Genomic DNA, 12,584 nt, shown 5'->3' with positions numbered 1-12,584 from the left:
TTCTGTGAAGCAAATAAGCATTCATTTTTCCGTATATGTCACCCTTTTGGTATATCATGGGGCGTGCTGTCCAAAAGCACACACTGTGTGGCGGAACTATAAACGAAAACGTAAGCGAAGCAACGAATAAGGGTTCAAAAGGAGCGGCCGAGCCCGATGGTTTTCTCGAGTCTCATATTTCTCTTCATTTTCCTTGTTATCCATTTAGTGGTGTACTCGCTTGTTAAGATAGAATACCGAAACGCTGTACTGCTGGTATCTTCGCTTCTCTTCTATTCATGGGGTGGCCCGCAGTATCTACTTCTGCTCGTGGGTGACACGTTTGTCAGTTGGCTGTGCGCACTTATGGTCGAGCGTGCACAGACCCCGCAACGCAAGCGCCTGTTTTTGGTTATGGCGTGCGTCGCCCTGCTGGGAGTTCTGGGTGTTTTCAAGTATCTCGATTTCATTTTGGGCAACATCGGCAGCCTTTTCGGCGTGCCCGATCTGGTTATTGGCATCGTGCTTCCCATTGGCATCTCGTTTTACACCTTCCAGCTTATCTCGTATGTGGTGGACGTTTATCGCGGCGAAGTTCATGCGCAGCCGGCGTTTTGGAAGCTACTTTTGTATTCGTCGCTGTTCCATCAGTGCATTGCCGGTCCCATCGTTCGCTATGAGACGGTGCAAGACGAAATAGACAACCGTCACGTGTCGCCCACCGACGTGTATTACGGCGTGCGTCGCTTCTGCATTGGCGTGGCGAAGAAGGCGGTGTTAGCTAACTCGTGCGCCGCTGTTGCCGACACGCTGCTGCCCATTGGGTCAGAGGGCGTGTTCACGCAGGTGACAACGGGGTACTGGCTTGGCATGGTGTTCTACATGCTACAGATCTACCTGGATTTCTCGGCGTATTCCGACATGGCCATTGGTTTGGGGCGCATGGTTGGCTTCCATTACCTCGAGAATTTCAACTACCCCTACATGGCGAAGTCGGTTCAGGAATTCTGGCGACGTTGGCACATCTCGCTTTCCAGCTTTTTCCGCGATTACGTGTACATCCCGCTTGGTGGTAGCCATTGCTCGAAAGAGCGCTACGTGCGCAACATCATCGTCGTGTGGTTTCTCACCGGCATGTGGCATGGTGCCAGTTGGAACTATATTCTGTGGGGCTTGTACTTCGCGGCGTTTTTGCTGTTAGAGAAGTTTGTCATACGCGGTCGTTTGCCGAAGGTTCCCGCGCACATGTATGCACTCGTTGTAGTACTTATGGGCTGGGTGCTGTTCCGGTTTGAGAACTTCGGAGAAATGGGCGCTGCTCTTGTGGGAATGATCGGTTTGGCGGGAAACGGCTTTACCAGTCTTGAAGTGCACACGCTGTTCCTGCAAAACATCTTCCTTCTGGTGTTCTGTATTATCGCTTGCACCAATCTGGGGAAATGGCTGCATCACCGGCTGTTTGTGGCCGCCAAGCGCAACGATGCGGCGCTGCTTGTGTATAGCGTACTTGAGGCTGTGACGCCTCCGGTGCTGCTGATATTGGCCGCTATTGCCCTGTCTGGTGCCAGCTACAACCCCTTCATCTACTTCCAATTCTAACGAAAGACGAGCGAAATACCTGATGGAACAACGAAACAAACAGCAACCGTCCCCTGCATACCGCAAGCGCATGCGCGATGTGAGAAGCATGATCACACGGTGGCGCGTGCGCGGCACGGTGGGGTTTGGCGCTATTTTGGTCATAGGGTGCTTTGTCGGATTGCTCTTTTTCGCGCGGCCCGCAGCGTCTGCCGTTGAGAATCGAAACCTCACCGCGTTTCCTGAGTTCACTGTGGAGCGGTTCGTTGATGGGTCGTTTTTCTCGGACTTGTCGCTATGGTACGCCGACACGTATCCCTTGCGCGAGCCCATGGTGCGTGCCGATCTTTCGCTGGAGAAGCTGTTCGGCATTCAGCCGAAAACGAGCATGATCGGTGGCAATCGTGCAAGCGACGAACTGCCGGCTGAGGGCCAGGAAGGCACCGAAGGGGAGGTTTCGCCGAAGCGTCAGCCGCGCGATCACAATATATCCGAACCCGAGGTGCGTGCTCGAGCCGCGAACATTGAGGCACAGATAACGGACGGCGTGTATGTTACCGACGAAGCTGCCTACACCTTATACTACTTCGATCGAGACGCAACGCAAGCCTACGTTGATGTGATCAACGATGCTGCTAAGCTGCTGGAAGGCGAAGCGGACGTGTATTCTATTCTGCTTCCTACGAACGGCGGCGTTATGCTAGACGACGAGCTGCTGTCTCAGCTGGGAGTGCCTAATCAAGACCAGGCAATCGACTACTTCTACAGTCTTATGGACGACCAGGTGATTGTGGTTCCCACGTTCGATACGCTCTACGAACATCGCGACGAGTACCTGTACTTCCGCACCGACTTCCACTGGACACAGCTTGCTGCCTATTACGTGTATTGCAGCTTCTGCGAAACCAAGGGTATTAGTCCCGCGCCGTACAACGAATGGGAAGAGCTGGTTTTCCAACCGTACCAAGGCGAGTACTCGACCTATGTCGACATCAGCGGTTTTCAGCCCGATTCGGTCGTTGCGCGCATTCCGCAGGGAACGAACACCATGACCTACTGGACCAATGACCTCGACCCCAGTACCGAAACGGAAGGCCCGGTGATTACCGATCTTTCCGATGCTTCAAGCGACGCGAACAAGTACAACTGCTTTGTTTGCGGAAACAGGCCGCTTTCCCATATCGAGAATCCTAATGTGACCGATGGATCGTCATGCCTGGTGGTAAAGGACTCCTTCGGGAATCCGCTCGTGTCGACGATGGTTGATAGCTACCAGCATATCTACACCATTGACTTCCGCTTCACCAGCCAGAAGCTGGTTGATCTGGTGCATCAGTATGGCATCAAAGACGTTATATTCGAGAACGTGATCATGTTCGCCGGTACTTACGACTGCTCAGATTTGCTGGCCTCCATCGTCTATCCCAACGGCTATTCAATGGAAGGTACCGAGGGCAGCGACAGCGCGGCCCCCGAAGAAAGCACCGAGGGCGGCAACGAGAACGAGAGTGAATAAAGCTGTTTTTTAGACGTTGGTCAGATTTCAAATGAAAAAATGCGGGATCTGCGTCTGTTTTATCAATCGATCCATTTCTGAATCACGCAAACAGGAAGCGAGCGCACTTCACGCTCGCTTCCCTCCAAGAGGACGATCGTGTTTGCGATCGAGACAAGATGCACCGATTGATGAGTGCAATAGATTCGACGCTAACTCGATTTCGGCTAGAAATCCTCGTCCACTGTGCCCATTATGGATTGAACAGCCACCATGCCGCCAGTGACAGCTCGACCGACAGAGAATCCACCATAGCGTGCGGGGTAGTCGGGGCCGAACATTCCGCCGGAAGCGTTGCCGGCAGCCCATAGGCCAGGGATGATTTCACCCTCTTCATTCAGAACGCGCATCTGATCGTCAACCATCAATCCGGCGTCCACACAGTTAATACCGTTGACGTAATGAAATGCGTAGAACGGCGCGTCTTTAATGCCTGCGTATTGCAGGTAATGGGGATCCATGAAGAAGTCCTCGTCATAGCCAGCGTCAACAAAGCTGTTGAAGCGGTCTATTACCTTCTGTAGTTTGTTGGCATCTAAGCCAATTTGATCGGCCAGATCGGTGATGGAATCGGCTTTGAATCCTGCTCCATTGTCAATCATAGCATCCACTGCTTCCATGGAGTTGGCAGGGAAGAAGGCGCGGTTATATTCGGAGATGTGGTCAAGCAGATGGCTGTCGATGATCTGATAGCAAGAATGCTCGGGCTGGTGCAGAATGGAGTTGGTCACGAACTCAAACCACTGGTTCTCGTTCATGAAGCGCTCCCCGTTGATGTTAACGGTCAACCAAGGAACAGCTTTAAATTCGGCATTACCGGGAACGTCCAAGTGTATTTCGGTGTTTGCGGGAGCTGGTTCGATAGCTGCGCCAACCCAGGTACCCATTTTCACAGCGTCGCCGTCAAGACCATTGCGGGCGTTGAAATGAGCGAGGTCGATGCCTTCAGGGAACCATCGCTCGAGCATTTCCTCATTGTCGCAAATGTCACCTGTGCACAGGATGACGCCTTCTGAGGTGTTGACACGGATGTATTCCCCATTTTTGTTTTGTGCTATGACGCCTGTTACGGTGCCAGAGTCATCTTGAATGAGTTGTGTTGCAGGGGTTTCGTACAGGATGGTGCCCCCGTTCTCTGTTGCCCAGTTGCACATCCAGTCACCCACTATGCCGATGCCGGTTTTGGTGGACTCCCAATCATCAATTGACCAAGCGGTACCGAAGTGATCGCCATCGATTAAAATGTACTCTAGATTGGCACCAGGTACATTTGCTGCGATCCATTCAACGGCGGGGCCAGACTTGAATACCATGCGGCGAATCAGTTTGTGGTTTGTCTTACCACAAGTGACGTCCACTAGGCCTTGCATGATGGTTTGGAAGTCGAATCCGTTCTCTAAACCCCAATCTTCAGGATCTTTGGTGTTGAAGACGCCACATCCACCGCCTCCGTTGTGCATGCATTCGAGTTTCTGTAGGGCGACTACGTTGTATCCCTTCTGCATCGCGTAGTACATGGCACTAGGACCGGCAGCACCCAAGCCTACGACGCAAATATCGCAGTCATAGGTTTCGACGATTTCGTCATCAGTTGGTAGGTCGGGCTTGGTGTCCCAACTCCAGCGGGTTCCTTCGGCGGCTGTTGTGTTGGTAGTGTCCGAGCTTTCGGCGGCCGGTTTGCTGGTGGCATCACTTGAGCATCCTGCCAGACTAGCTACAGCTGCGGCACCAGCGGTCGCTCCAGCACCTTTCAAGAAGCTTCTACGGGTCAGTTCCATCGTTTTCTCCTTTCAATGAGACTGTCGGACGGGTTTTCCTCTCTTCATTTTTCCTATGCGGAGCTATCTTTCTCTGAATTGGGGCATTTCACGCTTGTGTCTTCTTGAAGATTGCCATCCGACACCATGAATTTTGGGCGTGCGAGTTCTTCTTTGCGACCCAAATCAATTGCGGAAACCATGGGATATTTCTTCTCGTTTCCTTTCAGCCTACCCAAAATGGCGTGAAAACTGGGGTAAAGCAGAATAAGGAGGGGACTAGCTGCCCGGAGGGGTCAGGGAATTGGCGACTATGTATGATACGATCCACTTTTCATAGGTTTCGCGTTTCGGGTGGGCTGTACTGATGTGTGTTTGGACGGTGCTACTACTAGATCTCATGGGGAGGGATAAATCGTGCAACCATTCAAGCAGTTTTTCAATTTACTCGATGAGCGATTCGTGTTTCCTGTCAGCTGCTTGGGAATAGGTCTTATTTCCACGTGGAATGAGTTGAGCTTTATCAATCCTCCCGTTGTGTATAGCGGTGCATCGGATCAGCTGTTCCCGCTCTTCAACGCGGGCAGCATTGTTCTTGCTGCCGTTATCGCGATACATGTACGTATGAGACAGGACTGTCGAGCTTTGGTGTCGAGCAATCGTAATCTGTTTACGTCTTTAGTGTTGTTGCTGCTCTCCACAAATATAAATTTCATCGCGACTTTGTTCGAACTAGGTAGTAAGCAGTTGCTTATGGCGTCTGCGGTTATTGGTGGCATTGGTTTGGCCTTGTTGTTCGTTATGTGGTTTGAGGTGGTCAGTCATCTTGAGCCAGTACAGTTGCTTCTGTGTTATGCATTGGCTTCTGTTGGCAGAGTTGCGTTGATCTGGCTTTGCAATGGCATGGATATGAGCAGGTTGTGGGTGTGCGTGTGTTGTATGGCGGCGCTTGTCGTACTTGCTTTGGGATTGGCTCGCAATACGGTGGCTAAAGACGCTCCTTTGGTTGCAAAGGGCTGTAGGAAGGGTGCTTTCGCCGTAGGTCCTACTGAGAGCAAATGTGCATTTCCCGTCAAACTGCTGCTGGTTGTGCTGACCGGCACATTGTCTTTATCGTTCATTCTTGGCGTTGGGGGCGCTGCTTGGGGTACCAATGGCAATCCCGGCGTGTTGGCAGCGGGCATCATGGTAGTATGCGTGGTTTTGGTTAAAGGCGACTTCTTCGAATTCAAATGGCTTTGGCAAGGGTCGCTTGTGTTTATGATCGCGGCTATCATCGTGTTTGCATGTGGCGGTACAGGTATTCTCTGGTTGGGCGGGTTTTTTACTTGCGTATCGTACGAGTTGTGTTTGATGCTTGCATACTCTATTTTAGGAGATTTGGTTTATCGCAGCTTCTACAACTCAACGTTCTTGTTTTCTGCCGAGCTCGCTCTGGCGCTTACTGTAGGCGATGTGGGTGACTTCGTGTCTGATTGGATTGTACGATTGGCTCCTGGACAATCGACTGTAATACTGGTGCTTGTCGGTGGAATACTCGTTGGTCTCTTCGCCGCAGCTTCTATGTATGCTTTTTCTAGGCGCAGCCTGGAAGGTAGTTGGAGTGCCATTATTCGTAAGCCCATTGCACAAGATATCGGCCTGATGCTTGAGAGATCCCGTTTGGGTTTGCGCTGTCATGAGCTTGCGCAGGAGACAGGGCTTTCCGTTCGAGAGGAAGAGGTGCTTTTGCTGATTGCCCAGCGGAAAAAACCATCAGACATTGCGAAGCAGTTGTTCATTGAGGTAAGTACGGTTAATACGCATAAGAAACACATCTACCAGAAGCTCGACGTGCACTCCGCTAAACAATTACAAGATCGCATAGGAAGTGTCGATTGAGATTAATAGCGATGCAGGAAGCGAAGGGTCAACCGCGAAGGGTTAACGTTGCCAAATCCTAAAACAAAAACGCGCCAAATCCAAAAATAGAATGTCGCCAAATCCTAAAACGAAAACGCGCCAAATCCTAAAATACCCTGTATAATGCCATGATATGAAAGGAGCATTATGACAGGAGAAACCTATCAATACATCCCTCGTCTTACCGACACTTTGCTTCGCGAGAAGTTAGAAGGTACACCGGCTGTTCTTGTGCGCGGCCCTAAGTGGACGGGAAAAACGTCTTCGTGTGAACGGCTGGCAAAAAGCTCCTTGCTTCTTCGAGACCCAGACGTCTACGTGCGTGCTCTCGATGCTTTGGTGGTGCAGCCGTCCCTATTGCTTCGTGGAGATAGGCCGCGGCTGATTGACGAGTGGCAGTTGGCGCCTGAATTATGGGATGCGGTTATCAGCGAGGCTGACAAAACTAAAGGTACTTCGTCGCAATTCCTCCTTACCGGCTCAGCGACGCCTGTGAACGTTAAGAAGCTTCGGCATACGGGAACGGGGAGAATCGCTCGCCTTACTATGGAAACTATGACCTTGGAGGAGTCGGGGGAAAGCAGTGAAGAGGTGTCTCTTGCAACTCTCTTTCAAGGTGATCAGGCAACTGGTGTAAGCACTCTTACCGTAGAGGACTACGCGCGGATCATTTGTCGCGGAGGCTGGCCGGCTGTAGTGACGGGTATGTCGTCGGAAAATCTGGCACGCGATTATGTTGAGGCTCTGTGTGAGTCAGATATGGCCGAAGCAGTGGACGTTGAACTTGACCCCGACAGAGCTCGAGCCCTCATTCGCTCGCTGGCTCGCAATTCTGCCCAAGAAGCCAATAATGCGACTTTACTTGAGGATGTTCGTAATGCGGGCGTAGGTATGAGCGACCCGACATTGCGCACGTACCTAAACGCCCTGCGCAGGCTGTTTGTCTTAGAAGAGGTTAAGGCGTGGGCTCCAACTCTGAGGTCGCGCACGCCGCTCCGCTCCACACCAGTTCGTCATTTGTGTGATCCATCCATCGCTGCTGCGGCCCTCGAGACGAATCCTGAAGGACTCTTGAACGATTTGTCTACTATGGGTTTTTTGTTTGAGTCTCTCTGTGTGCGTGATCTTCGTGTTTACGCACGGCTGCTTGGAGGGGATGTCTACCATTATCGTGACAAGAGCGGTCTCGAAGCAGATGTAATCATCCGCTTGAGGGATGGCCGTTGGGCGGCAATTGAGGTAAAGCTTGGTGGCGAAGCGCGGATTGATGAGGGTGCTGCGCATCTTGCCGCTTTGCAGAATAAGATCGACGTCAGAAAAAGTGGATCCCCGTCCTTTTTGATGGTGCTTACAGGAACAGCCTACGCCTATACACGTCCCGATGGCGTGCACGTAGTGCCCGTGGGCTGTTTATGTCATTAGGGGTACGACCTTTCGAATTACACGAACGTTTGGAGCTGCGCACACCGAGCTTTGGATCGTATAGCGCGGAGGTCGTCTTACCGACACGTAGAAAACACTGTTACTGTATCAAGCACTTGCATCAAAAGGGAGCAGCTGTCAGCTCACGGGTGACAGCCCTCGTTTTGTTACCGCATGCACCTTACCGTTTAGAGAAACCGTATGTTGGGTGGCGGCATTCTTCGATGTTACAATGCGTTTGGAGAGTGCGCGTCGTTAGCAGCAGCGTGCTCCTAACGGTTGGCACGATTGATACAAACTTGTTGTGTAGGTAATCTGAATCCTTCGTTTTTGCTGTTATGAGCAGCAGTGTGTCTTTTGTTCTACGTGTAGTTATGTCGGGGGCTGTCATTGCGGCGGTATTGGAGTTCGTACTGTGTCGCATGAAGCGCGCTGGGAGGAAAAACGATGAACGCAGGCGAAAGCATGTCGAGTGTAGACGAAACTCTAGACGTGGTGAACGCTTCGGATGCGGCGGATGCCCCCGCTACGAGAACGCGCAAGCGGAGCTTGACGCGTATGCAGCTTGGTGTTTTGGGATACATTGCCAGCAGGCAAGCGCCGGACGGCACGGGTGCTGCTCTCACCAAGAAAGAGATTGCTCAGGTGGTGGGTTGCGATGAGAAAACGGTCGAGCGAGCCATCGTTCGCCTTCGAACCAAAGGCATGATCGAGGTAGTTCCTCGCCATGGTGAAACCGGAGCTCAGCTCGGCAACTCCTACCGTATCGTCCACTGAGCAAACCATGAAACAGTGGGCACCAGGTTCCACAGCTCGGTGCCCACTGCTGGTTGCTCGGCGCTGTCTGCTGGATTGTACTTAAGCATGTTCTAAGAAGAGAAGCTTTCTTCTAAACGTTTTAAAACCCTCTTCTGTCACTTCTTTCACGATTTTTCTGCCAACTTCATCTGCGTGCATCAGTATGTGCTGCCTGTCTGGCTAACCGATGAGCGGTAACCGTTCGCAGGTTAGTGAAGATACCGATATACCGTACTCAATGCGGGTTTGCTTACGGGGTGAAGTATGTTATCGAAACACACCCAAGGGCTTTGCAAAAGTTGCAAAAGATGCAAAAATTGCAAAAGATGCAAAACGAGGAAGCGGGTGACTCTATGTCGACAAATCCCTTTACACCGACATTCGGTATTGTTCCTGCTCATATGGCGGGTCGCGAAGACGTAATCGGCGAGCTACTGCGAGCTCTTGATAATGGCGTAGGGGATCCCAATCTTGTTACTATCGTCTCCGGTGCCCGAGGTACAGGTAAAACCGCTCTTCTCTCTTATGTAGCCGATGAAGCTGCCGCTCATGGCTGGATAGCTGTCAACGTTTCCGCTCTGCCCGGTATGCTGGATGAGATAGTCCAGCAGACAAAAAAGCGTGCGGGACATCTTATCGAATCCGATGATGCTGTTAGGATCTCAAGTATTCATCTTGGAAACATCGCCGAGGTCACGTTCCAAGAGCAAAACGCTGAGGCAGCAACGTGGCGAATCCGCATGGAAGACTTGCTGGACGAACTCGCGAAGACGAACACGGGCCTGCTGATCACCATTGACGAGGTGAGGGAAGATCTCGACGAGATGATTCAGGTAGCTTCGGCCATGCAACATTTTCTACGTGAACGGCGAAACATCGCACTGTTCATGGCGGGTTTGCCAACTCATGTAAGCGCTCTTTTGCAAAACAAATCCGTTTCGTTTCTCCGTCGCGCCAACTATCACGACCTTGGGACGGTAGAGGATTTCGAGGTGGCGCAGGCCTTGACAAAAACGATCGAGGGGGCGGGGCGCTCCATTGATGAAGAAGCCCTTAAGCGAGCAGTGGCATCGATCGGTGGTTTTCCCTACATGCTGCAGCTTGTTGGCTATCGAGCTTGGGAGGCGTCACCTGACAGTTCGTTCCTTTCGATCGCTGATGTCGACGCTGGTATTTCTCACGCTCGTATTGATATGCGTCGTAAGATATTCGATACAACTTTCAAAGAGCTTTCGAAAGGTGACGTGCGGTTTCTGGCGGCCATGCTGGAAGACGAGGGCGCAAGTGAACTGGCCGACATCGCAAGGCGCATGGGAAAGAAGAGCAATTATGCATCGGAATACAAGCGTCGTCTCATTGAACAGGGCGTTATTGCCGATCGTGGACAAGGTTTAGTGAGGATTGAGATCCCGCTGTTCAAAGACTACCTGAAAGAACGATTGAGCTAACTATGAGGCGTTTCCCGTCTGTCGTGTTCTAGTTGTCGTGCCCTGTTTGTTCCGTTCTGGTTTTCGTATTCTGTCTGTTGTGTCTGATCTGTCGTATTCTGACTACCGCACTCTGGTGCCCGGTCGATTACAAATCGCTCAGGATTGCGTCGACTGAACTCATTTACTACAACGTCGTCTCAACACAAACCGATTCTCTAATCATAATCGGCTAAGATACAATGAATGTAAGTTCGCATGGAGCGTCCACTTTATTTGAGTTCAGGAGACACATCATGATAGTCTTTCATGCTTCTACACTCACAATAGAAAAGCCCTTAATCATGAATCGCTTCAAAACGCTTGACTTCGGAACAGGGTTTTACACGACAACTAATGAGGATCAAGCTCAAGACTTTGCCCGAAAAATCTACTTTCGTCGTGGGCGCATTGGCACTCCAACTGTTAACGTTTACGAATTCGATACTGAAAAAGCCCAGAGCTCCCTTGAGTTTCTCGAATTCAAGAGTCCTGACGAATTATGGCTCGACTTTGTCGTAAACAATCGCAGACACGGACGCAGTGACGAATGTAATGCCAACGTCATTATCGGGCCTGTAGCTAACGATGATGTGTTTGAGACGATTGCACTTTATGAGTCCGGACAGATTGACAAAGATATTGCCATAAAGAGATTTAAAGTAAAGTCGCTATTTGATCAAATTCTCTTTTGTGATGACAAGGCGCTTGATTATATACGTTTTATTACTTCCTATGCATTGGAGGTACCGAAATGACAGCAACACCCTTAACATCGAGTAGGCTGTCAACGCTTCTCGCCCTATCGGTCGTTCCGTCGATCCTTAAGGAGTGTGGCATAACGAAGCCGGATGAAATCCATGCATTCTATCAGTCGAAACTCTACAACATGCTCAGCCAAGATAAAACGGGGTTATGGCACCTTTCCCCAGTGACTCTTGCTGACATGTATCGCAGCGAATGCACGACAGGTCAATTCGAAACACCCGAGGAACAATCATGACAAAGGAATTGCGATATCTTGTTTTCGCTATTGAATACTACCGTCACGAAAAAGGTCTCACCGGTGCGCAAGTTGCCGATCTTTTTGAGAAAAACGGTATCTACCAAATCGTGCTCGACAACTACTTTCTCTATCACATAGAATCCCCTGAACACATGGTGCACGAAATCGACCACTATCTGGAAACGGGCAGTCTCATTCATGCGATGTAAGCTTATCGGCAGGATAACGTGCGAACTGCGGCATAGGACTCTTTTTCGCGCCTAACGCATCCGCAATACACATCTAGCGCACCGTGGCGAAGTTGCCGAGTGGGGCGAATAGGAGACGACCCACATATGGCTTCGCTTCGGCGTGCAACAGCCCCGGCTTAGCTGCGAGCATGGTGACCGTTGCGTCTGCGGTAATACACGTACTCGCCCGCATGCCTGTTTGGGCGGACAGCCCGCTGGGGACATCAGCTGCAAGCACGGCCACACCGTGGGTTCGGCGCGCTTCGTTGGCAGCAGCGATCCAAGCATCGTACGGCTCACGTACATGGTCGTGTGAGAAGCCCGTGCCCAAAATGGCATCGATGACCAGGGCCGCACCGCAAAGAAGCTCGCGCAACTCGGTGCCGCTGGGCGACAACACAATGGAGAACCCGCCATTAGCAACCGCTTCGATCGCAGCAGTGCGAGCCGGTTCGGCTACAAGATCGGCAGGTGCCACCTTACTCACGAGCGTCACCTCGCGTCCTTCCTCCGCCAGAAGCGAAGCGGCAACCCAGCCATCGCCCCCGTTGTTGCCATTACCCGCCAGCACGACGATGCGGCCGCTCGGGGCAAGTGCCGCAGCAGCTTCCGCCAGCGCTTCGCCGGCATGCTGCATCAACTCGCGGAGTGGCGTGCCATCAGCGGCAATGCGTTGTTCAAGCGCCACCACATCGGCAACGTCTAGCAGCGGCATTTCTTCCTTGTATTCCCAACAGCGTTTCATCTCACACATATCGCACATCCTTCCACGATTGTCACACTTCGCGTTACCGCACCGCCGTGTCGCTGCAATGCTTCCGCCATCATCGTACGGGAAAACGCGTCCGCCCGCAAAGGGTGCAACCGCTGCGCATAAACAGCTGCGCGTAC

10 protein-coding genes are annotated in these 12,584 nt (G+C 51.6%); 8 read left to right on the top strand and 2 right to left on the bottom strand.

Going from position 1 to position 12,584, the window contains the following annotated elements; genetic code table 11:
• Positions 1-156 precede the first annotated feature (156 nt).
• Positions 157-1,578 carry an MBOAT family protein gene (locus G7Y43_RS03160; protein ID WP_165044000.1) on the top strand — a complete coding sequence of 474 codons (1,422 nt, stop codon included), beginning with the start codon at positions 157-159 and terminating at the stop codon, positions 1,576-1,578.
• A gap of 88 nt (positions 1,579-1,666) precedes the next feature.
• Positions 1,667-3,073 (top strand): DHHW family protein, encoded by a 1,407-nt coding sequence (locus G7Y43_RS03155; protein WP_165043998.1) that lies wholly within the window; start codon positions 1,667-1,669, stop codon positions 3,071-3,073.
• A gap of 206 nt (positions 3,074-3,279) precedes the next feature.
• Here G7Y43_RS03155 and G7Y43_RS03150 read toward each other — a convergent pair whose 3' ends face one another.
• Entirely contained in the window at positions 3,280-4,890 is a 1,611-nt protein-coding gene (locus G7Y43_RS03150; RefSeq protein WP_165044041.1) for an FAD-binding protein, read from the bottom strand.
• Between the two features lie 396 nt (positions 4,891-5,286).
• Between G7Y43_RS03150 and G7Y43_RS03145 the strand changes: the two genes are divergently transcribed.
• The 6 genes from G7Y43_RS03145 (at position 5,287) to G7Y43_RS03120 (ending at position 11,672) form a co-directional block, all read left to right on the top strand.
• Complete coding sequence (locus G7Y43_RS03145) at positions 5,287-6,750, top strand: helix-turn-helix transcriptional regulator (protein ID WP_165043996.1); 1,464 nt, start codon at positions 5,287-5,289, stop codon at positions 6,748-6,750.
• Positions 6,751-6,918: 168 nt separating this feature from the next.
• The gene (locus tag G7Y43_RS03140; protein ID WP_165043994.1) at positions 6,919-8,193 is read left to right on the top strand and encodes an ATP-binding protein; all 1,275 of its coding nucleotides are present in this window, start codon (positions 6,919-6,921) and stop codon (positions 8,191-8,193) included.
• A 447-nt stretch (positions 8,194-8,640) separates the two neighbouring features.
• Positions 8,641-8,970: a helix-turn-helix domain-containing protein gene (locus G7Y43_RS03135; RefSeq protein ID WP_165043992.1), complete on the top strand. Its 330-nt coding sequence runs from the start codon at positions 8,641-8,643 to the stop codon at positions 8,968-8,970.
• A 329-nt stretch (positions 8,971-9,299) separates the two neighbouring features.
• The gene (locus G7Y43_RS03130; RefSeq protein ID WP_241158126.1) at positions 9,300-10,439 is read left to right on the top strand and encodes an ATP-binding protein; all 1,140 of its coding nucleotides are present in this window, start codon (positions 9,300-9,302) and stop codon (positions 10,437-10,439) included.
• Between the two features lie 221 nt (positions 10,440-10,660).
• Positions 10,661-11,215 (top strand): DUF3990 domain-containing protein, encoded by a 555-nt coding sequence (locus G7Y43_RS03125; protein WP_370514630.1) that lies wholly within the window; start codon positions 10,661-10,663, stop codon positions 11,213-11,215.
• 241 nt (positions 11,216-11,456) lie between these two features.
• A complete protein-coding gene (locus G7Y43_RS03120; RefSeq protein ID WP_165043988.1) occupies positions 11,457-11,672 on the top strand; it encodes a DUF3791 domain-containing protein in 216 nt (71 codons plus the stop codon).
• A 73-nt stretch (positions 11,673-11,745) separates the two neighbouring features.
• On the opposite strand, the gene G7Y43_RS03115 is transcribed toward G7Y43_RS03120, so the two are convergent.
• Entirely contained in the window at positions 11,746-12,447 is a 702-nt protein-coding gene (locus tag G7Y43_RS03115; protein ID WP_165043986.1) for an NAD(P)H-hydrate epimerase, read from the bottom strand.
• Positions 12,448-12,584 lie beyond the last annotated feature (137 nt).

Origin of the sequence: Adlercreutzia sp. ZJ138 (assembly GCF_011038935.1) — a bacterium.
Taxonomy (GTDB): domain Bacteria; phylum Actinomycetota; class Coriobacteriia; order Coriobacteriales; family Eggerthellaceae; genus ZJ141.
This window is presented reverse-complemented; position numbering and strand designations above follow the sequence as displayed.